Origin of the sequence: Pseudomonas sp. A34-9 (assembly GCF_029543085.1) — a bacterium.
In the GTDB taxonomy this organism is placed as follows: domain Bacteria; phylum Pseudomonadota; class Gammaproteobacteria; order Pseudomonadales; family Pseudomonadaceae; genus Aquipseudomonas.
The window spans coordinates 3,709,998-3,730,786 of the sequence record NZ_CP119967.1 but is presented as its reverse complement, the minus strand read 5'-3'; the positions used below and the strand labels follow the sequence as shown (position 1 = coordinate 3,730,786).

The 20,789-nt window shown below is 55.9% G+C and carries 23 protein-coding genes and 1 pseudogene; 11 read left to right on the top strand and 13 right to left on the bottom strand.

Annotation, left to right across the window (positions count from 1 at the left end):
• Position 1 precedes the first annotated feature (1 nt).
• Both P3G59_RS16590 and P3G59_RS16585 read right to left on the bottom strand, forming a co-directional pair.
• On the bottom strand, positions 2 to 1,465 hold the full coding sequence (locus tag P3G59_RS16590; protein WP_277758121.1) for a DHA2 family efflux MFS transporter permease subunit: 1,464 nt from the start codon (positions 1,463 to 1,465) through the stop codon (positions 2 to 4).
• A gap of 6 nt (positions 1,466 to 1,471) precedes the next feature.
• On the bottom strand, positions 1,472 to 2,602 hold the full coding sequence (locus P3G59_RS16585) for an HlyD family secretion protein (protein ID WP_277758120.1): 1,131 nt from the start codon (positions 2,600 to 2,602) through the stop codon (positions 1,472 to 1,474).
• Positions 2,603 to 2,871: 269 nt separating this feature from the next.
• Here P3G59_RS16585 and P3G59_RS16580 point away from each other — a divergent pair, with 269 nt between their 5' ends.
• Together P3G59_RS16580 and mug are read left to right on the top strand one after the other, a co-directional pair.
• Positions 2,872 to 3,495 (top strand): TetR/AcrR family transcriptional regulator, encoded by a 624-nt coding sequence (locus P3G59_RS16580; protein ID WP_277758119.1) that lies wholly within the window; start codon positions 2,872 to 2,874, stop codon positions 3,493 to 3,495.
• A gap of 8 nt (positions 3,496 to 3,503) precedes the next feature.
• The gene (gene mug / locus P3G59_RS16575) at positions 3,504 to 4,019 is read left to right on the top strand and encodes a G/U mismatch-specific DNA glycosylase (RefSeq protein ID WP_277758118.1); all 516 of its coding nucleotides are present in this window, start codon (positions 3,504 to 3,506) and stop codon (positions 4,017 to 4,019) included.
• On the opposite strand, the gene P3G59_RS16570 is transcribed toward mug, so the two are convergent.
• Both P3G59_RS16570 and P3G59_RS16565 read right to left on the bottom strand, forming a co-directional pair.
• The gene (locus P3G59_RS16570; protein ID WP_277758117.1) at positions 4,007 to 4,984 is read right to left on the bottom strand and encodes an alpha/beta hydrolase; all 978 of its coding nucleotides are present in this window, start codon (positions 4,982 to 4,984) and stop codon (positions 4,007 to 4,009) included. The genes mug and P3G59_RS16570 overlap by 13 nt on opposite strands.
• A complete protein-coding gene (locus P3G59_RS16565) occupies positions 4,984 to 5,424 on the bottom strand; it encodes a TspO/MBR family protein (protein WP_277758116.1) in 441 nt (146 codons plus the stop codon). The genes P3G59_RS16570 and P3G59_RS16565 overlap by 1 nt, the downstream gene beginning before the upstream one ends.
• Before the next feature lie 143 nt (positions 5,425 to 5,567).
• Here P3G59_RS16565 and P3G59_RS16560 point away from each other — a divergent pair, with 143 nt between their 5' ends.
• The 3 genes from P3G59_RS16560 (at position 5,568) to P3G59_RS16550 (ending at position 9,134) form a co-directional block, all read left to right on the top strand.
• A complete protein-coding gene (locus tag P3G59_RS16560) occupies positions 5,568 to 5,834 on the top strand; it encodes a hypothetical protein (RefSeq protein ID WP_277758115.1) in 267 nt (88 codons plus the stop codon).
• Positions 5,835 to 6,356: 522 nt separating this feature from the next.
• Positions 6,357 to 8,276 carry a tyrosine-protein phosphatase gene (locus tag P3G59_RS16555; protein ID WP_277758114.1) on the top strand — a complete coding sequence of 640 codons (1,920 nt, stop codon included), beginning with the start codon at positions 6,357 to 6,359 and terminating at the stop codon, positions 8,274 to 8,276.
• A 243-nt stretch (positions 8,277 to 8,519) separates the two neighbouring features.
• Positions 8,520 to 9,134, top strand: a complete 615-nt coding sequence (locus P3G59_RS16550) for a hypothetical protein (RefSeq protein ID WP_277758113.1) — start codon at positions 8,520 to 8,522, stop codon at positions 9,132 to 9,134.
• A 92-nt stretch (positions 9,135 to 9,226) separates the two neighbouring features.
• Here the strand turns inward: P3G59_RS16550 and P3G59_RS16545 are convergent, their stop codons facing one another.
• Together P3G59_RS16545 and P3G59_RS16540 are read right to left on the bottom strand one after the other, a co-directional pair.
• Positions 9,227 to 10,423 (bottom strand): SEC-C metal-binding domain-containing protein, encoded by a 1,197-nt coding sequence (locus P3G59_RS16545; RefSeq protein ID WP_277758112.1) that lies wholly within the window; start codon positions 10,421 to 10,423, stop codon positions 9,227 to 9,229.
• Positions 10,424 to 10,646: 223 nt separating this feature from the next.
• Positions 10,647 to 11,630 (bottom strand): AraC family transcriptional regulator, encoded by a 984-nt coding sequence (locus tag P3G59_RS16540; RefSeq protein WP_277758111.1) that lies wholly within the window; start codon positions 11,628 to 11,630, stop codon positions 10,647 to 10,649.
• Positions 11,631 to 11,897: 267 nt separating this feature from the next.
• On the opposite strand from P3G59_RS16540, the gene P3G59_RS16535 reads away from it, so the two are divergent.
• Together P3G59_RS16535 and P3G59_RS16530 are read left to right on the top strand one after the other, a co-directional pair.
• Positions 11,898 to 12,698: a 2OG-Fe(II) oxygenase gene (locus P3G59_RS16535; RefSeq protein ID WP_277758110.1), complete on the top strand. Its 801-nt coding sequence runs from the start codon at positions 11,898 to 11,900 to the stop codon at positions 12,696 to 12,698.
• A gap of 74 nt (positions 12,699 to 12,772) precedes the next feature.
• Positions 12,773 to 13,579 carry a hypothetical protein gene (locus P3G59_RS16530; protein WP_277758109.1) on the top strand — a complete coding sequence of 269 codons (807 nt, stop codon included), beginning with the start codon at positions 12,773 to 12,775 and terminating at the stop codon, positions 13,577 to 13,579.
• Between the two features lie 385 nt (positions 13,580 to 13,964).
• Here P3G59_RS16530 and P3G59_RS16525 read toward each other — a convergent pair whose 3' ends face one another.
• From P3G59_RS16525 to P3G59_RS16510, 4 genes are all read right to left on the bottom strand, one after another.
• Positions 13,965 to 14,693 (bottom strand): N-acetylmuramoyl-L-alanine amidase, encoded by a 729-nt coding sequence (locus tag P3G59_RS16525; protein ID WP_277758108.1) that lies wholly within the window; start codon positions 14,691 to 14,693, stop codon positions 13,965 to 13,967.
• Entirely contained in the window at positions 14,693 to 15,235 is a 543-nt protein-coding gene (locus P3G59_RS16520; protein ID WP_277758107.1) for a PAAR domain-containing protein, read from the bottom strand. Before P3G59_RS16520 ends, P3G59_RS16525 begins: the two co-directional genes overlap by 1 nt.
• A 196-nt stretch (positions 15,236 to 15,431) precedes the next feature.
• Complete coding sequence (locus P3G59_RS16515; RefSeq protein WP_277758106.1) at positions 15,432 to 15,794, bottom strand: hypothetical protein; 363 nt, start codon at positions 15,792 to 15,794, stop codon at positions 15,432 to 15,434.
• Positions 15,795 to 16,290: 496 nt separating this feature from the next.
• Complete coding sequence (locus P3G59_RS16510; RefSeq protein ID WP_277758105.1) at positions 16,291 to 16,851, bottom strand: hypothetical protein; 561 nt, start codon at positions 16,849 to 16,851, stop codon at positions 16,291 to 16,293.
• A gap of 189 nt (positions 16,852 to 17,040) precedes the next feature.
• Here P3G59_RS16510 and P3G59_RS16505 point away from each other — a divergent pair, with 189 nt between their 5' ends.
• Positions 17,041 to 17,406: a hypothetical protein gene (locus P3G59_RS16505; protein WP_277758104.1), complete on the top strand. Its 366-nt coding sequence runs from the start codon at positions 17,041 to 17,043 to the stop codon at positions 17,404 to 17,406.
• Between the two features lie 63 nt (positions 17,407 to 17,469).
• The gene (locus P3G59_RS16500) at positions 17,470 to 17,760 is read left to right on the top strand and encodes a hypothetical protein (RefSeq protein ID WP_277758103.1); all 291 of its coding nucleotides are present in this window, start codon (positions 17,470 to 17,472) and stop codon (positions 17,758 to 17,760) included.
• Positions 17,761 to 17,836: 76 nt separating this feature from the next.
• Here P3G59_RS16500 and P3G59_RS16495 read toward each other — a convergent pair whose 3' ends face one another.
• Positions 17,837 to 18,550 carry an NYN domain-containing protein gene (locus P3G59_RS16495; protein WP_277758102.1) on the bottom strand — a complete coding sequence of 238 codons (714 nt, stop codon included), beginning with the start codon at positions 18,548 to 18,550 and terminating at the stop codon, positions 17,837 to 17,839.
• A gap of 269 nt (positions 18,551 to 18,819) precedes the next feature.
• Between P3G59_RS16495 and P3G59_RS16490 the strand changes: the two are divergent.
• A pseudogene (locus P3G59_RS16490) lies at positions 18,820 to 19,041 on the top strand (MFS transporter); the annotation flags it as partial.
• 53 nt (positions 19,042 to 19,094) lie between these two features.
• Here the strand turns inward: P3G59_RS16490 and P3G59_RS16485 are convergent.
• Positions 19,095 to 19,562, bottom strand: coding sequence for a hypothetical protein (locus tag P3G59_RS16485; RefSeq protein WP_277758101.1), 468 nt, complete (start codon positions 19,560 to 19,562; stop codon positions 19,095 to 19,097).
• Positions 19,563 to 19,707: 145 nt separating this feature from the next.
• A complete protein-coding gene (locus tag P3G59_RS16480; protein WP_277758100.1) occupies positions 19,708 to 20,085 on the bottom strand; it encodes a hypothetical protein in 378 nt (125 codons plus the stop codon).
• Positions 20,086 to 20,177: 92 nt separating this feature from the next.
• Between P3G59_RS16480 and msrA the strand changes: the two genes are divergently transcribed.
• On the top strand, positions 20,178 to 20,684 hold the full coding sequence (msrA, locus tag P3G59_RS16475) for a peptide-methionine (S)-S-oxide reductase MsrA (protein ID WP_102899013.1): 507 nt from the start codon (positions 20,178 to 20,180) through the stop codon (positions 20,682 to 20,684).
• Positions 20,685 to 20,789: the final 105 nt, after the last annotated feature.

Genomic DNA, 20,789 nt, shown 5'->3' with positions numbered 1-20,789 from the left:
ATCAGTTGGCCGCAGCCGGTTTGCGCAGCAACAGCAACAGCGGACTCACCGCGAGCATCACCAGCATCAGAATCTTGAACTGGCCCATGACTGCGACGAACGCGGCCTGATGGGTCACCAGGTGATTCAAACCTTCCAGCGCCGATAACGAGGTCGGCAGTGCCGTGCTGTAGGGCGTCAGCTGACTGACCAGCGCGACGTGCATGGCCTGGGTGTTGTTGAAGAAAAAGATCTGCACCACTGCCACACCGAGGGTGCTGCCATAGACGCGCATCAGGTTGAACAGACCGGTGGCTTCCGGGCGCAATGCCGGGTTGAGAGTGCTGAACGCGACCTTGCTCAGCGCCGGCATCAATACGCCGAGGCCGACGCCTTGAATGAATCCGCTCCAGGCCACGGGCGTCCAGTCCATCAGCGGCGAGTAGCCGAGCATCAGCCCATTGGCGTAGACGACCAGCGCGATACCGGCGGCAATAAACAGCCGTGTGTCGATCCAGTTCGGCGCACGGCCCATCAGCAGGAACGCGCCGACCAGGCCGATGCCACGCGGGATGGTCAGGAAGCCGGTGGTGTCCGGCGGGTAGCCCATGATTTCGTCGAGCATCGGCGAGGTCAGCGCCATGGTCGACAGCAGGACGAAACCGAGGGCGAAGAACATCACCGTCGCCAGCACGAAGTTGCGATCGCCGAGCAACGCCTTGCTGACAAAGTGCACCTTGGCGGTCCACCGATGCACGATGAACAGGTACAGCCCGAGCGCGCAGGTCAGCGCTTCGATGCAGATTTCCAGCGAGTCGAACCAGCCCAGGCGCTCGCCACGGTCGAGGAGCATCTGCAGGCTAATCATGCCGAGGGTGAAGGTGCCGAAACCGAAAAAGTCGTACGGCGGACGCTGCTCGGCTTTTTTCTCGGCGAGCAGCAACGTCACCACCAGGAAGATGTACGCGATCAGCGGCAGGCTGAGGTAGAACATGGGCCGCCAGTCGAAGTACTCGCAGATCAGGCCGCCAATGCTCGGCCCGCTGACGATGCCGAACAGCACCAGCGCTGTCCATTTCGCGCCGAACGCAGGACGCTTTTCAGCGGGCAAGGTTTCCACGGCAATTGCCATCGACAGCGGCGCCAATACGCCACTGGCCAGGCCTTGCAGAATGCGCGTGGCGATGAATTCCAGCGGCGTGCTGGCCAATGTGCCGAGCCACAGACCGAGGGCAAACAGCACCAGGGCAATCTGATAGACCCGCTTCAAGCCGAAGGCGGCGGCGAGCCACTGGGCGACCGGCAAAGTGATCGCGCTGGCGGCCAGATAAGCCGTGAAAATCCATCCGGCCTGATCGTCAGTCATCGACAGACTGCCTTGGATCAAACGCAGCGCGGCATTGGGCAACGGCAGATTCATCGATTGCAGATAAGTCGCCAGTAAAGCGACGAAGCGCAATGCACGCAGATCAGCAGTGTTGTTCATCACCCATTACCCCGCGCTGAGCAACGACTTGAATGGATACCACCAAGGCGTGCGGTGGCCGGTGTCGACCTCAACCGTGGCACTGGTGCCGGAGAACAGCGGCATGGCCGGGTCGGCGTCATCGAGTTCGAGGCGCACCGGCACCCGTTGCACGACCTTGACCCAGTTGCCGGTCGCGTTCTCTGGCGGCAGCAGGGCGAAGTCCGCGCCGGCGCCGGGACTCATGCTGATCACGTGGGCCTTGAAGGGCCGGTCAGGATAAGTGTCGAGCGTGATCGTCGCCGTTTGACCGGGGCGCATGTGGGTGAGTTGGGTTTCGCGGAAGTTGGCTTCGACCCAGGTCTCGCGGTCGGAAATCAGCGCGAACGCCGCGCTGCCGTTACTCACGTAATTGCCCACCTGCAAGTCGTCGACCTTGGCAACGATGCCGTCTGCCGGTGCGATCACCGTGGCGTAGGACAGATAAAGCTGCGCCTCGTCGAGCTGAGCCTTGGCTTCACGCACCGTCGGGTGGCGGTCGATGGCGATGTCAGGATCACCGTTGAGGGCGACCACGGTGCTGGCGATCTGTTGCTCGATCGCGGCGATGCGTTGGCGTGAGACTTTCAGGTCGGTGTCGGCGCGCTCATAAGCCGCCCGCGAAACAAACTCGCTGGCGATCAGCGCTTTTTTGCGGACGAATTCTTTCTGATCGTAGTCCGCCGATGCTCGCGCCGATTGCAGTTCGGCCTGTTGCTGGCGATAGCTGGCCTTGAGGCCGTCGATGCGCAGGCGAGCATTGCCTAGCTGGGCTTCGGCGCGGTCGACCGCAATCTGCAGCGGTTGGGGATCGATGCGAAACAGCACCTGGCCTTTGCGCACAGGTTGATTGTCATCAACGGCAATCTCGACCACTTGCCCGGACACCCGTGCATTGATCGATGCCTTGGCCACGCGGGCATAGGCGTTGTCGGTGGAAACGTAAGGCTCGTTCGCCCGGTATTGGCTGTAGCCGATGACCGCGAACAGCGCGGGCAGGCCGGCCATCAACAGTGGCCGCAGCTTTTGCTTGAGCGGTGTTTTTGGCGGGGCGTCCGCCAGATCCCGGATCGGCTGGGCACTGGCATGTACTGCGGTGAGATCAATTGGCTGGGTCATGATCTGCTCTATCCAAAATGCTGAAGCGCAAACGGGACATCGGGCCGACCGGGGCAATCGCCTGTGGCCGCGACGTGATTAATGGCTGCGAAAAATCAAATCGGTGCGCGGCGGGGGAGGATCGCTCCTTACCGCTGTTCGTCGTTGCTACAGCCCATTCGAACTGCGCAACAACAAAGCTGTTGACCAGGGAATTTCTGGTTCCCTAATTTTGTGCGATGATGTAAGAATATGAGCGACTTCCCCTCCTTGCAAGGAATTTGTACGGCATGGCACAAAATAAATCGACAGAAGGAAAAGGCCGCGGCCGTCCTCGCGCCTATGACCCGCAAACAGCGCTGCAACAGGCCCTTGGCGTGTTCTGGAACACCGGTTATTCCGGCGCTTCGCTGGACAGCATCGCCACCGCCGCAGGCATGAACCGGCCAAGTCTGTACGCCGCGTTCGGTGATAAACACGCGCTGTACATCAAGGCGCTGGATCAATATTGGGACACCGCGCACGCCGCCATGCAGGCCGCGCTGACCGACAGCAGCCTGACCCTGGCCCAGGCGTTGCGCGGTTTTTACGAAGGGCAATTGGCGATCTATTTCTCGGGCGACGGCCAGCCTCGCGGCTGCTTTGCCATCGGTACGGCGACCACCGAAGCGGTCGAAGACCCGGAAATCCGCAATGTGCTATCGGCACGCCTCAGCCAGTTGGACGCTGATCTGGAAGCACGTCTGCAAACGGCAATCGACGCTGGCGAACTGAAACCCGACAGCGACCTCGCCGCGCTGGCAGTGATCACTTCTTCGCTGCTGCACAGCATTTCGATCCGCGCGCGAGCAGGCAAATCCCGTGACGAACTGACCGCGATCGTGCGCAACGCCGTCAGCGTGATCTGCGGCTGAGCGCGGCCATGAAAGGCCTTGAAGACATTCTCGCGGATGAACTCTCAGTGGTCTTTTGCGGGATCAATCCGGGGTTGTTGGCGGCAGAGCAGGGACACCATTTTGCCGGGCGCAGCAATCGGTTCTGGCGCACTCTGCATCTGGCCGGGTTCACGCCCGAAGAAGTCCGCCCGGAAAACGATCGCTCGATTCTGCAGTACCGCTGTGGATTGACGGCGCTGGTCGCACGGCCAACTGCGCGGGCGGATCAGGTCTCGGCGCAGGAGTTTGTCGCCGCTGCGGCGGATTTCGAAGCGAAGATGGCCCACTTTAAACCGCAGCATGTAGCGTTTCTCGGCAAAGCGGCTTACGCGGGGCTCTCCGGGAAAAAAACCATTGTCTGGGGGCTTCAACCGGAAACTTTCGGCGGTGCGGCGGTCTGGGTGCTGCCCAATCCCAGCGGGCGCAATCTGGCGTTTACCCTCGAACAACTGGTCGCGGTCTATCGGCAGTTGTACGAAGCCACAGCGCTTCAAAGCGCTTGAATGTCGGCCTCGATGCGTGCCGAAATCCATTGCCGACTGTAGGCCAGAACCCCCTGAGCGATGGCCGTGGGGAAGTGGATGAAACCGTGGGGCGAGGAGGGCAGCATGTACATTTCCACCGGCGCCGATTGCGCCCAGCGTTTGGCCATGTCGAGGGTGTCGTCGCGCAGTGGATCGAGTTCGCCGGCAAACAGCAGCGCAGGCGGGAAGCCGCTGAAGTCGCCGTACAACGGAGACAACGGAGGCTGGCGGCGCTGCTCGTCGGTCATGTCGGGCGTCAGCAGGCGCAACGCCTCGACCATGCCGGGGCCGTCCAGCACCAGTGTGTCCGCAGGCGCGTTGCGTACGCTGGGTGTTCCGGTGAGGTCGTAGACGCCGTAATACAGCAGCGCACCGCTTATGCGTTGCAGTAAATCCGGCCATTGCTTCAGCGCCAGCAAGGTTGCCGCCGCGAGATGGCCGCCCGCCGATTCACCGACTACCACGACGGGCAGGCCGGCGAACTCAGCCTCTTGTAACAACCAACGAGTGGCGTTGAGGCAATCCTCCAGCAAGCCTTCGATGGGCGTGGACACGGCCAGTCGATAATCCACCGAAACCACGGTCACTTGACAGCTGTCGGCGATGGCCGCATTGAAGTTGTCATCCATCTGCGCATTGCCAATCACCCAGCCGCCACCGTGAAAATCCAGCACCACGCCTTTCGCCGGGCCCTTGGGGCGGATGATCCGCACGGGCACTTTATCAATCAGCTTGCGCTCGGCCGTGAGGCCAAACTTGCGCAACGCGCCCGAACCGCCGACCTGACTGACGCGCAACAGCGCTTGAATCAAACGCGGCGTCAGGCGATTGCGGATCTTGAAGCGCGGCAGCCAGGCCAGCTTCCTGTTGAAGGCGCGCACCTGCGCCAACTCGCGTTCGCCCTGCGGCCACGGTGTTTCAGTACCCCAATTGGCACTGGTCATCAGCGGTTCTTGATCAGGATGGAAAAATTCAACGCCGCCGCCACGCACAGCCACGCCAGATAAGGAAACAGGATCAAGCCAGTGATCAGGTCAAGTTGTATCGCCAGCACCACCATCGCCGCGACCACCAGCCACAACACGGTGAGAATCACCATCGCCGCCAACACCTGATGCGCGCCGAAAAACACCGGCGTCCATAGCGTGTTCAGTGCAATCTGCGCCGCCCATAGCGCCAGCACGGTCTGGCTGCCGGGGATCAGGCTCAAGCGATAACCGGCCCAAGCCAGCAGCAGATAGATAATCGTCCAGGCCACCGGGAAAGCCCAGTTCGGCGGGGTAAAACCCGGTTTGTTCAGCGCTTCGTACCACGGCCCCGGCTTGAACATCACGCCGGTGGTTGCCGCTGCTGCGCAGGCCAGAAGAAAAATGAAGAAGGTCATCGCCAGTCCTTGGCTGAAATCAGCCGGTTGGGGGTTTAAGAAAGGGACGCCTCGGCAAGGAAAAAGTTTGCCTTGAAATCCATACCGGCCTGAGAGGCGATTCAATTTGAACTAAAAACTGACCACCGCGTCAGGATAATCAGTTGCCTTTTCCTACTGACGCGGATGACATCATGTACACCTATCACATCGAATATCGATTTAACGGCGAGCCTCGGACTTTTCTGCTTGAACTCAAGGAGGAGCAGTTGGCCAGGCACGAAGCCGCGATGCATCTGCTGGAACTGCATCTGGGCGATGCAGAAAACGGCTTGATCATGCCCACCGCGGATTCAACGCCCGAGCAGATCCTCGAACATGCCGAGCGAGTAGGTATCACGCACATCAAGGTTGTCAGCCAGACCAATTGAAGCATGGGCCGGCGATCGCGCAGATTGTGGCTGGCGTGCGCAGCGACGAGGGCAGTTTTTTCTGATACGACAATCCTGTGGGCGCTGGCTTGCTCCCACAGGTTTGTGGCAAACCACAGACCTCCAATAGCCCAAAAAACCCTGTAGGAGTGAGCCTGCTCGCGATCGCGGTCTATCAGCCACATCATTGCTAAATGACCCACCGCTATCGCGAGCAGGCTCACTCCTACAACATTTGTGTGAAATCCAGGATATCCAGCATGCCGAAGAACCCTGTGGGAGCGAGCTTGCTCCCGAAGGGGCCCTGTCAGCCAACATCACCTTAGCTGACCCACCGCATTCGCGAGCAAGCTCGCTCCTACAGTGTCGCCGCGCAAACTCCACCATCCGACCCGATGGACAATTCACGCACCCCACGGCCCGTTCGCGCAGGCATTTTCACGCTACGCGAATTTGTCATATTTCGTGTCAATTCAGTGCAGATAGTAGGCAGCCCAACGCCAACCGAAATGAGGCTGCACCGTGTTTCAACGTCTTCTGTGTTCGCTGTCCGTTCTGAGCCTGTCCATCGCCGCCGCCCACGCTGCCGAGCCCGTGCTGCTCGACACGCCGCGCCTGCAAGGCATCGACAACTTCCGCGACGTCGCCGGCATCACCACCGCGTACACCACGGCCCACGACGGCACGATGCGCGCCGGGGTGTTCTACCGTTCCAACGCGCTGACGCCGACTGCCAGCGATCTGGCAACCCTCAACGGCCTCGGCATCAAAGCCATCTACGACCTGCGCACCCCCAGCGAAATCGCCGCCACCCCCGACACGATGCTGAGCGGCGCGACCTACCAGAACATCGACATCATCGGCTCCACCACCTCTGGCTCGAACATCACCAACATTTCCTTCAAAAGCGCCGCCGACGCCATCGCCATGATGGAGCAGACCAACCGCGCCTTCGTCAACGACGCGGGCATGCGCGGTCAGTTCAACAAACTGTTCAACGAACTGGCCAGCACCGACGGCGCGCAACTGTTCCACTGCACCGCCGGCAAGGATCGCACCGGCTGGACCGCCGCCGTGTTGCAGAGCATCGCCGGTGTCGACAACACAACGATCATGGCCAACTACCTCGCGACCAACGACTACACCGCCGCCCGCGTCGCCGCCACGCTCAAAGCTCTGCCGCCGAGCATGGCAGCCATTTACGAGCCGTTGCTCGGCGTGCAGGCCAGTTACCTTCAGGCCGGCCTCGACGAAGTTACCGCGCAATACGGCAGCATGGACAACTACCTCAAGCAAGGCCTCGGCCTGTCCCAGGAAACCATCTACGTTCTGCGCGGCAAACTGGTCGAGTACAACAGCCTGCCGGGTCAGGCCGGGTTGATCGGCAACGCCGCTGCCGGCGCTGAATTGCTCCGCGAGCTGCAGAACACTGACTTGTCCGGCACCTACAGCGCCTACAACTACTACCTGCAATCGGCCATCGACGCCGGTACCCTCGGCGGTGTCGAATCCCAGGTCGGTGGCCAGGTGCACGCCGACGCCGCCAGCTACCTGCTGCGCCAAAACGCGATGATTGAACAAGCCGCCGCACCGTTCGCCAGCGGCAGCGACCTCAAGGTCGGCCAATTTCGCCTCTGGACCACCGCGCTCGCCGGCTACCTCGGCACCGACGGCTCGGCCCACGCGCAAAGCAGCAACGAACACAGCCAAGGCCTGATGGTCGGCATCACCCAGCGCTTCAGCGAACAACTCAGCGCCCGTGGCGGCTTCGGCTACAGCAAAGGCACCGTCGGCGGCGCAGGTGGCGAAGCCGACACCGACTTTACCTTCCTCAACGTCGGCGCCCGCTACGGCTTCACCAGTCTGGAACGCGGCCTGTTTCTCGACGCCAACGCCAGCGCCGGCTACGTCGACTACGACAGCAAACGCGACCTCGGCGGCGGCCTCGGCACCGCGAAGGGCAACACCCACGGAAACCTCACCGGCGCCACCGTGGCCCTCGGTTATCGCACCCCGGTCAACGGCATGACCTTCGAACCCAGCCTCGGTTTCCGCGTCAGCCACCTCGACCTCAACGGCTTCAAAGAGAAGGGCAGCGAACTGGCCCTCGACGTCGACGACAACACCGCCACCCGCCGCAGCGCCGTCGCCAACCTCAACATCGCATTTGCCCCGGTAGCGATGGGCAGCTGGCAACTGGTGCCCGGCGTGCAAGTGGGATACGAACGCACACTGGGCGACAACCAGATCGACAGCCAAAGCCACCTGCTGGGCCTCGACATCGAACAACGCGCGGCCTTCGACAACCGCGACCAATACAGCGGCGGCGTCAACCTCATGGCCAGCCTCGGCGCCCTGAGCCTGGGCGCAGAAATCGGCGCCAATGGCGGCGGCGACAGCCACGGCTTCAACGGCGGCCTCAAGGCCAGCTATGCGTTTTAATGGGGACCGGGCTCGGCTGCGCAGCTAGCGGTCGGGCCGGGCGCACGAGCCAGGGAGAAGTATTCCCGACATATTGCAGTGATGCCGGGTGCTGGTGCTATGCATTGTTTTATTGAGTCCGAGGCCATTAATCAGTAGTGGCGAGTAGCTATTGAATACGACTATCATGGCTCCGTTCAAACCGGAAAAGAGGTCATTGAACAATTGTGACCCTTGAATTAGGCGATATTTCAAGGCGTCGATATGGAAGACTATTTAAATGTTAATGGACGCGATATGAGTAGATTCAAGACGCTCGTGCACGAATACAATTCAAACAATGAAGTTGCTCAAATGTTTGGTGTTGTTTTATACGGGGATGAGCATCCTAATCTCATAAAAGTCTTGTGCGATGAGCATTATTGGAAGGCGTTCAATAAAATCACCGGGGAGGATTTTGCTGTTTTTTCAATTCGTCCCGCGCAGGGCGAGCATAGTTGCCCCAAATTTCCTGGGGGGTCTATGAGTATGATGGTGCCCATATGGGTTGAACCCGAGGAAAATCGAGAAATTATCGAGCTCTTTGAATTGGAGAGTACTCAGGATCTTCCGATGCTTTTGCTTTTTACGGAGGTCAATGGCGCATATCTTTCCATTCAATTACCCATCGAAGAAACAACTGTCGAGACCGCTTACAAAAGCATTCGGGATCAGCTTGAGTTTTCCTGTCGTGCTATATCAGGAGTCAGGCGGGAGAATCTGAAGAGTCCGAAGGGATTGTACGCCGCTTTATCGCTGCGCCAAGATGACCGCTTGAAGTGGAAGATCTTTAAGCAGGGTGTTGGGTTGTATAAATATCTCAAGGATTTGAAGCTATAATTGACCAAGGTTTCAGCAGTGTCGAGCCAATATTAAATAGCTTGTCGCCTACATCAAAATAGACCTTCGCAAAGGTCTATTTTTCAGTGAATTTACGCTGAACAACACTTTTTATATTTCAATCCGGAACCACATGAGCAGGGATCATTCCTCCCGAGTGTGCCCTTGTCTTTTGTAATGGAGGACCAAAGCAACTGCGTAGCCTCCTCAATCAAAATCCCGTGGTGGCTGGCCAGGTTCCTTTGCACAGCTGGTATTTCAAGTTCGCCTATCGCGATATCGATGGATTTCTTTCTATTTTCATTAGAAGGGTGAGTTTCGCTTTCTTTACTTGTAAATTTTCTGTTTGGCCCATTAGTAATATAGTCGGCATAGCGGTTGATCAGGTCGAGAGTCGAGAAGAATAGCTTAATAGAAGAATTGATCTGCCAAAAATCCCAGTGTTCGTGTTCTAAGGCATGGGTAGTGAAAATCAAGGCCGCGTAGTCGGCTTCGTATTCTTTTCTATGTGAACTTGGGATCTCGGAGCTTGCCTCAGACATGTGAAAACTTGAATTCGGGGTATCAAGATGTCCGGCATACACATGGCCAAATTCATGGGCGACTATGAAAAGCTCCATCCCCCTGCAGAGATCATGTGCCAGCCTTACAGTTCTAGAATCGACAGGGAAAGGTTTTGATGTGCCGGGCCTTCCATTTCTTACAAGGGCATCCAGTAATCCGGTCAAACGTAAAGAAATGCCCGGATCGTTAGCGATTGTTGTTTTTATTGTATCTGCGCTGACGAAGTTCGTGCCCGCAGCGGGGAAGAGGCATTGTGCGTATATTTTTGAGATTAAGTTGCAAAAGATGAATAGTTGCGAGTCAAAAAGCAGGAAGGGTGTTGAAGAGCAGGGCAGATCAACAACCATTGCGTTGATCATTCCTGTTGGTACAGTCGCATGAAGTGGAAAGTTTTTTGTATCGATGCCTAATCGCTCAACGGTGCTTCTAAGCGTTGCAACCAAAGAATCGAGTAAGTGGAAGCTAGTGGGTGCGTCGTAGCGAGTTGGCAGTACGTGAGCATCCAGTAGATCGTTAATGCCGTTCAGTACTTCGTTGTTTGAGTCTAGAGATACGAACTCAGGATTCCCTTGTCTGACAAATTCTAAAATCGCCGCATTGTTTAAACCATCATGCTGCAAGATATGGGATTCTTTATCCGGCAACTTGCCGAATTCACCATTAGATAAGTAGTTCTCAAGGCATTTATAGTCAGAATTAGTATCTGATAGGTAAGTCCGTTGCATAATATCTCCTTATATGCCGCGAGAGTCCCGGTCGAGACGTCTCGATGTGTGTCGCTGAAGTTTAGTCATTTTGCCATCATTGCAGTAGGGCTCTAATGGTAGCCTCGAGCCTTTCAGCGTTTTTCGATTTCCAGTAACGCGCCGCCAGGTTGTAAGGCAGCGGTATGCGGCCGCTGCGCCTTTAAAAAAGATCGAACGCCCTGGCGAGAGCATCGCAAATTGCTCAGCACAGCGAGCGAAAACCACTTCTCAAGTCCCCTGGACTCACCCCATAAGCCCCCTGAAAATACTGACAAAACCGCCCCACATTACTAAACCCGAACCGCAACGCCACCTCCGTCACCGACCCGCAATGCCGTTGCTTCAACACCTCATAAGCCCGCTCCAGCCGCACCTGCCGCTGATACGCCACAATCGACATCCCGGCAAACCGCCGAAACCCTTCCTGCAATGCGCGCTGACTGACATGGCTCAACCGCGCCAGCTCCACACCACTGACCAATTGCTCCGGATGCGCCTGAATAAACTCCACCGCCAACTTCACATGTCGCGGCGCAACCATCGCCGCAGGCCGCCGCAACGCCTCGGAAAAGTTGTGCGGCCAAGCCTCCAGCACCGCATCAACCAACATCTCGCGCAACCGTGACGGCATCAACGTCCCGCTGTTGATCAACAAATCAAACTCCGTCCCCGTCGCCAGATCAATCAACGCCTTGATCCCCTGAAACGCCGCCGAACTCAGATCCACGCTGGGTTCAAAAACGATCTTCTGCACAATCGGTTTTTCCAACAGCGCCGACAGTCGCTCGGTGAGCTGAAGACGACTGATCGACATCCCGTGATGCGCGTGATCATCCAGAAAGCGCATCGAACGGATATCTGCCTTATCGATCGCCAGCCCCACGTGCGACATACCAATGGACTCGGTGGCGTGGTTGAAAACGATCTTGCCGGCAGTGGGGATGACGAACGTGATCTCATCCTGTGGATCGGGGAAAGCGACGGTGAAATCACCGTGATAATGCATCCGCCGAAAACTCACGCCATCGTGACGACCGTAGACGCCACCGATGATGATGTTCGACGGTAGCGGCGGATTGTCGGCATAGCGGTTGCCAAACAATCTGGAAAACAGCGCACCGAAGTCGTCCGAACGAAGGTTGTCGGAGCGCAGGATGATTTGCTGGCGAACGGGAGTCGGGAACACCTTGGCGGCACCTTCGTTTGGGGGCTCTATGACTGGGGTGTAGGGCAGGGCGCCGAGGAGATTAGCAGAGGAAATATGACGCGTTTGTGACAGCCAGAAACATGCCGTTACAGCGCCGCGCCACGTTTAGAGAAAGGACACTCGGCAGGCCATTGCCGACATGGCAACCTGATCGCATCTGTACTCAGCCAACAAAGAGCGGCGACGCCTCCAGCGCTCGGCCCTGTTTGACAAGACCTGAAAGCATTCAAGTTAATTGGAGCGGCAATGCCAGCCAACACACAAACACTTCCGATCACCCTGTCCCCAGAACTCGACTTCGACCAAAACGCCGCCAGCGCCTTCGGCGAATCGCTGACCAGCGAATACAGCCAAGCCACGCCATTCCCGCACATCGTCATCGACAACTTCCTGCAAGCAGACGTCATCACCAGCATCCGCGAACACTTCCCGGTCGAACCGACCGAAAACGAACAGACCTACGAGCGCGGTTACAAAGGCCAACTCAAACGCCAGATCAGCCCCAACGCCTGCAGCCCATACCTGAAGAACCTGTTCAACACCTTCAACTCCGCACCCATGCTGCAATTCCTCGAAAAACTCACCGGCATTCAAGGTCTGATCCCTGATCCCTACTTTGTCGGTGGCGGGTTGCACGAGACCAAAACTGGCGGCTTCCTGGGCGTGCACTCGGATTTCCGGCTGAACAAAAAGCTCAATGTCGAGCGGCGGTTGAACGTGATTATCTATCTGACCGAGGACTGGCAGGAGGCGTACGGCGGCAACCTGGAGCTTTGGGATGTGGGGATGAAGAAGTGCCTGAAGAGGGTGCTGCCGGTTTATAACCGGTGTGTGATTTTTAATACGGATAAGGACAGTAACCATGGGCATCCGGAGCCGTTGACTACGCCTGAAGGCGTTACGCGTCGATCGATTGCGCTTTATTACTACACGGCGAGTGGGGTGGGAGGGGAGCCGGGGCAGAGGAATAAAACGCACTATAAGCCTCGGCCGAAGGATCGGTGGAGTTTTAGGTATTACGTGAGTAAGGTATTTAAGAAGAGGTAAGGGCAACAACGCATCACGCCGTGAGCTAATTGCGAGTGCCGGAGTAGCCATCAGAGTAAAAAAGGAGTTCAAAAATGAAAGTTTGGCGGCTCGTAGCCCATCATGAGGAAAGTGCTGATGCAATTCAGGAAATGAAGCAGCGCAGTCGAATTGCGATTGGGTGGAGTAAGATCGGTGATTTGCGTGATGCGTCTGTCGATGGCTCCCCAAGAATAAGAAGTTTGATTTCTCGATCATATCCAGAATTGAAGAATTCTAATCTTGGTGGGCCAAGCTTGTGGAATCTCTATAATAGGATGGGTGAGGGTGATTTGGTTATAGCTACATCTAATAGTAAGCGGTGCTGTGTTTTTGAGGTGGTTGGGCCGTATATTTTTGAACGCGGTTTTGGGCAAATTAAAGGTTATGGGCATCAGCGGCCTGCATGTTTAACATCAATTGATGCGGATGCTCTTTGGAAAGAGGTCGGTGGTAAGGTAAGTTTAGGGCAGAACTCTCGTTGGACGCTTTTCGAATTCGACAGTCAAGGAATTATAAAAGAAGAAATTTTTGAAGAAGGAAGGCGCTGGGATATAAAGGCTACCGCTGTTGAGAGGAATCCAGAAGCACGTGCAGCCTGTATTGAACACTATGGCAGCGAATGTTTTGTTTGCAATTTTAACTTTGGAAGGACGTATGGTGATTTTGGTGAGGGATATATCCATGTGCATCATCGAATTGACATTAGCACAAGGTCTGAGCGCTATAAAATTGATCCGGTAAAGGACCTTGTTCCCCTATGCCCGAATTGCCACGCTATGGTTCATACCCTTCGTCCGTCAATGTCGGTAGAGGAGTTGAAGGATAATTATCGGCGTCTAAACAAAAATTCTGTCAGGTAATAGCTTTCAAAGGTATAGCAGAAGGCAGGAGCGGGGAGCAGACCAAAATAATCTGAAGTGGTCTGGTCCCAAATACTCCCTTCATTAACCACCTATTGGGCCTACCTCTTTGCGCACATTTCGATATCGGCTTGGGTCGTTACCTCTGAGTCGATACCTAATCTGTATTTGCAGTAGTCCATGATGTCCTGTCTCTGCTCGCTCGTTAGTTTTTCTATGCGTCGATGATTGCCATCATTGGCGTGAATGTTAAAAAACTGCACTCGAAACGTTGGATGCTTTTTAATGAAAAATATTCTATTGATCTCGGCGTCAGAAACTTCATTGTAGAAGCCAATATTTAGAATGAGTAGCAACGAAGTTAAAGTTGCGAGTATGAAATATTTCACTCCGCACCTGGCTTCGGTGGTGGTAAAAGTCCCGTCTTGGTTCGGATGTTTCTCACAAGTTCCATGCCAATATTGCCGGGGCAGATTTTCCCTTCGCTCACTTGGCCAGGGTACTCACGATGGCCACCAAAATTCTTAATGACAAAAACCCCCTTCAACACATGGATCAAACGCAGCAGCGAATCAACTTGTGTTGCAGGAACGACGTTTGTTGTGCTGACCCCAAAGTACTCCAGTGTTTCCCTGCCTTTCGCTACGATGTCTCCGCCTTCCTCTGCGGTAGTCAAGTTCTCCAGAAGCACAATACCGATTACGCCGGTATTGAAGAGATGAACGTTTGATCCTAAAAATCTGATGTCACGGCCTTCAAGAACCGTTCCGTCACAAGCAATCGCATAGTGGTAGCCAATGTCATCAAATCCGTTGCCCATGTGATGAGATTGAACACCTTTCATTTGCTTGGCGCCGCCCGGAGTGCACTCGTATGAGCGGCCTGCATGATGCAGCGCAATCATTGAATAATCCCAATCCTTCTCCATGTCCGGCTTTGCCTTGGCTGCTCCCCAGCTAGAGCGTTCAGTAAAGGTGCCTCCGGATGAGCGGATGTTTTTAATAATGGCCTCCCTTGTCGCCGCTCGATCATCCACTTTCACGGGGATGGGGCACATGAACTCACCGGGCTTAATTTTTTGAGCAGTTGCTTTCGTTGAAAAATTTTCGGCCATTACTGCCCCTCCGATAGTTCGTCAAGCGTTCTTGCTGGCGCATTGAACTTGATATGCAGTGAGATTTTTGAGTCTTTCGAAGGGGCTTTTATATGAGCTACGCCACTCGCGTCCGTCACGCCCGTAATCGTCACTCCGTCGACGGTGGCAACATAATCCCTAAGTGCCAACGGCTCGCCAGTTTCGCTGTTAAGCACGCTGAATGATTGACCGAAGGTGTTCGGCAGGACTAATGGCAGTGGTGGTGTAAATGGAGCGGGCGTGTGAGAGTTGCCGATTATGATTGTGCCGGAACCGCTGATGACATTGTTGCCGTGGGCGCCGGTGCTACCCAAGGTTGCGGCAGGCAAGCCATTGATGAGAACCGTAGAGGCGACGTCTCCGACAATTGCGCTTCCGCATGCGCTTTTGTCTGTTTGTCGCGCGGCGGCTAAGCCGTCGAAGAAAACATCTGGAGATCCAGAGGCTATTGGATTGACCCCATGCCCAGGCAGAGGGCAGGAAGTGGGATCGGTAATACGAGCTGCAGGTTTTCCCGACATCTCAAACATCCTTGTAGAAATTACGTCAGTCGAAGTTTGGCATAAAAGGCAGAGCACGGACCACATGGAATGAAAGGGGAGCTAGCAGGACGAGGCCGCTGAACGTTTGATTCGAGAACGCATCAACATCACCCATTCTCTTTTCTGGTTGATCCCTCCATGACGACACATCAGCGACGCAATGGAGGGGACTTCGTTACTCCACCGGCACCACGTTATCCAACGCCCGATTCACCGCCAACTCCCCAAGCATTACCACCTGCGCATTGCCTTGCAGTGTCTTGCGTGCCGGTCCCTGCACCAGCCCGATAACATCCCCAAGCATCACCGAAGCCGAGCCGAGTGATTCACTGGCATTCACCAGCAGTTCTTCAGTCTTGGTTTTTTTATTGACGATAAACATCGTGTTGGGTTGATACGGGGTGCCCATGATTTCTGGTGCAGGGCCGAGGTAGTGGGAGAGGGCGCGGTCGACGGCTTCGTTGAATTTCTTTGCGTCCGGGGATTCGCCGCCCGCGATCGGATCGGTTTCTGGCGGATTCGGTGTGATTTTGAACATGATGTAACTCCCTTGTGTCGCTTAAAAGGAGCCATCACCCTCTCGCTACCAAACGATGGGTGGCGGCCATGCACAGGTTGGTAGACCGGGACACAAGGAAAACCGGCGCGCTCGAAAGCGCCCTGCGCATGACCACCATAAAAGCCAGGCGAAGACTTTCGCCAATAGTGAAATTGCGCACCTTGTATACACGGGCTACCAAACCCGGTCACTGCTATTCAGTGACCGACCCACGATAGAACCCGCCCACCCGGCGCACAAGCCGGCGGATTCTGGCGTAGTCGTAGGCAACGGCGCAAGGCGTTGTAGCCTGCTGGAAGTATTTCGGAACGCTTTTAAACGGGTCGTTGAGATGGGCAGCTTTCTGAAACCTGAGCCCCTCGAAAACGTTCGATCCAGCCGTTGGACCAACGCGCAAGTTTGGAGGTTAGTTCGATTTCGCTGGCGTGGCAGTAGAAGCCCTGGTGATTGTTTTTGTTAATGCGTTCTTGAATCGTCAGGTCGCCAGCGAAATCAGCGTGTCGATGACACTGATGGGCACGTAAATCAGGGTAATCGCCGCATACGCTTTGCGCGTCCGAGCCACAAACGCGCAAACCGGCAACACAATCATGATCACATCCAGTAATCCCCAAAGCGCCACCGGCGAGGCCTGAAACAACGTGACATTGACGATCAGCCCCAGGCACAGATACGTGGACAGCGACAGCAATGCATAGCGCCCATCCTGTTCGAAGTACACGCGCAACCCGTTCTGCTCATCCTCACTGCGGCTCGGCAGCAGCAACGCCGCCGTGACGAACAGCGACAGTGTCAGCATCACCAACAGTAGAAATTCGAGAAACGAGAAGCTCTGTTTCACCGCCGACAGTGCGTTGACGGCCCACCAGAATTCTAGCTGGGTCGTGAACAGCATCACCGCCCAGACCAGCGCCACCCAGTCGGGCGCGGCCACGCGGCGGATGCGGAATACCGTTAAAGCGCCGAGCAGCAGGCGGGTGACGGAGAGCCCGAGGATCATTGAGAGAACCGTGGCGACGATTGGGAAGTTGCTCATCCTGCCTCTCGTGAACTCGGTTTGGCTGTAAGGGTGTTTTGGGCAGACTAGGTGGGGCCGGGAGGACCGTCAAACGTGGCTGTGCGGTTGGGTTGGCAGATAACGGCTGTAGAGCCTTGCTGCGCAGAGGTAATGGATTAGGATGCCCGCAGGCTGGAATGGATCTTCTCGACTAAGGATGTGTGGTTTATGGAATCTGCTTTTTCGCAAGTCACCGAGCGTCTGAACAACCGCCGGTTTTCCGTGGCGAACAATGCTCAGGGGTTGTCCGATGCGCGTACGGTGTTTCACTACTTCGTCGAAGGCGAGGCGGTTTGGGGGACTTATGCGGGTGGGCATATTCGCCTGGGTAATCAGGTCGGCCGGGTGACCGGGCCTGACAGTATCGAGCTGCTTTATCAGTGCATCACCACCGATGGCGAGATCCGCGCGGGTTGGTCGCGGGGTGTGGTGGGGGTTGATGAGGCCGGGCGGACAACGTTGAGTTTTGTGTGGGGTTGGTTGTCGGGGGCCGAGGGGGGCGGGGAATCGAGTTATGTTGAGGTGGTCGCTTAGCGATGGGGCATCTTGTGATTATCGCGTGCTGCTCGGCACTAACCTTTCAACGCAAGGATGGCTATGTCTGTAGATCTTGATGAGTTGCTGGAACGTGTCACCGATGAGCAATCGTTCATCGATTTCGTCGCGGCGTTGGGCGCTGATTTCTCCCGTGAGCGGGCACTTGAGGAGGCCACGCCATCGTCTGCTTATCAGGCGGGTGCGTTAGGCTGGGAAAATGGATCGGTCGATATGTTTCTTGATGCTGCGGCTGCTTGGGCGATGGCTACTTCGAGGAATGCTCAGGCGGATGCTGCCCTTTCTGATGTCTGGCAGCGGCGCGCAGATCTTGTTGGCTGGGAAGTTTTATGAGTGAGCGGGGGGATACATCGAGTACGTTTACTCTCAAGCGACTATTTCAAAACCTCCCCCTGTACCCGTTAGTGATTTACAGATCACTTGTCCTTAGAGGTGGTTTCGGGCATGTCGAACGCAATCCATCGATATGCTCCATCAATCCATCAGGGATGTTCTGCCACATTGGATCAAGTATGAAATCAACGCCCTCACGCCTCGCCATTTTCGCTGCGGGTACAAAGTCTGCGTCACCTGCGATCAATACGATCTGATCGACCTGTTGCTTAAACGATAAAGACGCAACGTCGACACCTATTCTCATATCAACACCTTTCTGTCGGGTCTCGATGCTTACGTCATGCTCTGTAAGGTCTGTGATCTGAATTTTTCCTTTCAGGAGCGCTGCGATCTTTAGGGGCTTGATTGTCCATTTCACATCTTTCGATAAGTGCCCGAGCCGCAGTGCCATTTTGCGTTTACTACGCAGTCTTGCGTGAAGCTCCCTCCTGAATACCGCCTCTTTAGACTTGGAAAAATCCACGGCTTTCTTGGATATCGGATTGTGTTGTTTGGTATCCAGCGGAGGACAGTCATAGAAGAAGATCCGGTACAGTTCTTTCCTGTGGCGCTGAGTTAAATCTTGGTGATGGCCGAGCGGGCGACTAGCATTTTTGCTAAGGAGGTGGGCGGTTGCCCATCGATGGACAAGGTCGGCAGCACGTTCAGCATTGAACGCATTTTGAGGTTCAATCCTTCGAAAGCGCTTGATGAAAAAGGCGCCATCGACCAATACCGCTGTGGGCATGCTTTCTTCCTGATAACAAAACGCCCAAGGGTTTGGCGCGTCCTGGATGATTAGGACTGCTTACTGCCTTGGGCGGGATGGGAGCAGATTAGGTGTAGCCAACATCGACGTCAACCACACCTTTTCGGTTTGAACAACTTTGGTTGGATCTTGTATGCCTGACGCTTTTTGCTGGAAGGCAGTGACGGGGGAAACAATAAAGCTCCGGGGAGAAGCCTACAAGCCGGCTACTTCTGCAAATTTTGTAGGCAAAAGCGCGGCTCATTGTAGCCTCAATCAATGGCGCGGATGTGGCGCTGTCGTTGAATGTGGTGGCGTGGAACAGCGCGATTGTCGGCGGGGTGTTGCTCGACCGTTGGGGCGTCGCCTCGTTTCCGTGGGCGATGGTGGCGCTGGTAATCCTGGGGTTAGTAATCGCCTTTGGCGCACGGGTGCACGGGTTCAAGTTGGGACCGCGTATTGCTGGAGCGGCTGCGGTTGCCGGGCACTAATGCCCGGACGTGTTGGGCGGTGGTGACGCAGAAAGGCTGGATAGCCCCATCCGTTACTCGGCGCCCCCGGCTTTCATCAGCCTGTAAAAATCCACCAGCGCGCCGCGAAACTGTGCCAGGGAAAAACTGGCCGGACGGTTTTCGGTGTCCCACCGTGTGCTGATGCCGACTTCCAGGCCGCTGGAAACGCTCAAGCCAAACCGACGCCAGTGCAAAGTGTCGCCATCGATTACCTGTTCGGTCATCAGCACAAAGCAATCGAAGTTCATGTCATCGCTGCAGACCAGCAGCGGAACAAGCGTGGACGAACCATGTTCTGCAGGCGCGAAACGGCGTTGGGCGAGGGCGTCTTCTTCCTCGTCCAGCAACCACATCAACGACAGACCATTCAAGTCGAGGTCGAGATATTCGAGATGCTCGTTGAGCCATTGCTCGATGGGGATGTCGTCGATAAACAGCCAGGCGCAGGCGCTACGGTTGCATTTCGCCTGGTGATAATCGGCGTAGATACGGTGAAGCATTGAAGTGTCCATAATCAATAGAAGATTGGCAGGTAAATCAGTGCGAAAATGCGCACATCCGACTGAACAACCAAACAGGTTATCGCCAGCCTTGGGGGATGCTGAAGGCCCACTTCGCGACAGCCCTATTTAAACGCTGTTGAACCTAAGCCGCTGGATAGCTGAACGGCTCCAGAAAAATCTGTGGATCGACCCATAATCTAAGGCCATAGGGAATCACTGAGTACCCGTCATATCGCCCGGTGAAGGTGTTTGACGCGGCAAACTCTACAAATTTTCCACGTTTGTCATCCACGACCCGGATACCGGGGCACCCCAGCATTGTGTATTTGAGAATGGGGTTGGGTAACGACTTTTCCCGAACCTGAATCTCTACATCCGAATCGTATTGCCAGATCGTCAGTTCAAGACTGACGGAGCCTTGTTCGACCAAGTACTGATGGGATGTTCCATACTCATCGTGAACAGGAATCACGCCCAGCGCAGCAACCAGGTCGAAAGGGTCCCATGTGAGCAGCGGCATATCGTTTCCTTGGCCTTGAGTCTTCACCTATGTTACTCATCGCTCATCTGTAAAAGTACATTTGCGTACTACTTCCGAGAGGACCACAAGCCATGACCACTCAAACCGAAACCGCCATCCTCGCCGGCGGCTGCTTCTGGGGCATGCAGGATTTGCTGCGGCGCTATCCCGGCGTGTTGCAGACTCGCGTCGGTTACACCGGCGGTGATGTGCCGAACGCCACGTATCGCAACCATGGCGACCACGCCGAAGCCATTGAAATCACCTTCGATCCGGCGGTGATCAGTTACCGGCAGATCCTTGAGTTCTTCTTCCAGATCCACGACCCGAGCACGCCCAACCGTCAGGGCAACGACCTCGGTCGCAGCTATCGTTCGGCAATTTATTACCTCAACGAAGCGCAGCGCGATATCGCCGAGGACACCGCCGCCGATGTCGACGCCTCAAAACTGTGGCCGGGCCGCGTGGTGACCGAAATCGAACCGGCGGGGCCGTTCTGGGAAGCGGAGCCGGAGCATCAGGATTACCTCGAGCGTATTCCGAATGGCTACACCTGCCATTTCATTCGGCCTAACTGGAAGCTGCCGAAGCGCGCGTAAGCGCTGCACGCCGCTCATTCAGCGCCACTTCAGTGGTTGCGAGGCTGAATGAGTTTCCGACTTCGCGGGCAAGCCCGCGAAGAGGCGTGCTCATGGCGCCGTTCT

Bases quoted from the DNA above. Each gene is read 5' to 3' on its own strand.
- P3G59_RS16500 (WP_277758103.1), top strand. From the start codon at position 17,470: ATGTCTGTAGATCTTGATGAGTTGCTGGAACGTGTCACCGATGAGCAA.
- P3G59_RS16505 (WP_277758104.1), top strand. From the start codon at position 17,041: ATGGAATCTGCTTTTTCGCAAGTCACCGAGCGTCTGAACAACCGCCGG.
- P3G59_RS16550 (WP_277758113.1), top strand. From the start codon at position 8,520: ATGGAAGACTATTTAAATGTTAATGGACGCGATATGAGTAGATTCAAG.
- P3G59_RS16485 (WP_277758101.1), bottom strand. From the start codon at position 19,562: ATGCTTCACCGTATCTACGCCGATTATCACCAGGCGAAATGCAACCGT.
- P3G59_RS16565 (WP_277758116.1), bottom strand. From the start codon at position 5,424: ATGACCTTCTTCATTTTTCTTCTGGCCTGCGCAGCAGCGGCAACCACC.
- P3G59_RS16590 (WP_277758121.1), bottom strand. From the start codon at position 1,465: ATGAACAACACTGCTGATCTGCGTGCATTGCGCTTCGTCGCTTTACTG.
- P3G59_RS16495 (WP_277758102.1), bottom strand. From the start codon at position 18,550: ATGCCCACAGCGGTATTGGTCGATGGCGCCTTTTTCATCAAGCGCTTT.
- P3G59_RS16480 (WP_277758100.1), bottom strand. From the start codon at position 20,085: ATGCCGCTGCTCACATGGGACCCTTTCGACCTGGTTGCTGCGCTGGGC.
- P3G59_RS16580 (WP_277758119.1), top strand. From the start codon at position 2,872: ATGGCACAAAATAAATCGACAGAAGGAAAAGGCCGCGGCCGTCCTCGC.
- P3G59_RS16585 (WP_277758120.1), bottom strand. From the start codon at position 2,602: ATGACCCAGCCAATTGATCTCACCGCAGTACATGCCAGTGCCCAGCCG.
- P3G59_RS16535 (WP_277758110.1), top strand. From the start codon at position 11,898: ATGCCAGCCAACACACAAACACTTCCGATCACCCTGTCCCCAGAACTC.
- P3G59_RS16525 (WP_277758108.1), bottom strand. From the start codon at position 14,693: ATGGCCGAAAATTTTTCAACGAAAGCAACTGCTCAAAAAATTAAGCCC.
- msrA (WP_102899013.1), top strand. From the start codon at position 20,178: ATGACCACTCAAACCGAAACCGCCATCCTCGCCGGCGGCTGCTTCTGG.
- mug (WP_277758118.1), top strand. From the start codon at position 3,504: ATGAAAGGCCTTGAAGACATTCTCGCGGATGAACTCTCAGTGGTCTTT.
- P3G59_RS16545 (WP_277758112.1), bottom strand. From the start codon at position 10,423: ATGCAACGGACTTACCTATCAGATACTAATTCTGACTATAAATGCCTT.
- P3G59_RS16510 (WP_277758105.1), bottom strand. From the start codon at position 16,851: ATGAGCAACTTCCCAATCGTCGCCACGGTTCTCTCAATGATCCTCGGG.
- P3G59_RS16520 (WP_277758107.1), bottom strand. From the start codon at position 15,235: ATGTCGGGAAAACCTGCAGCTCGTATTACCGATCCCACTTCCTGCCCT.
- P3G59_RS16570 (WP_277758117.1), bottom strand. From the start codon at position 4,984: ATGACCAGTGCCAATTGGGGTACTGAAACACCGTGGCCGCAGGGCGAA.
- P3G59_RS16515 (WP_277758106.1), bottom strand. From the start codon at position 15,794: ATGTTCAAAATCACACCGAATCCGCCAGAAACCGATCCGATCGCGGGC.
- P3G59_RS16530 (WP_277758109.1), top strand. From the start codon at position 12,773: ATGAAAGTTTGGCGGCTCGTAGCCCATCATGAGGAAAGTGCTGATGCA.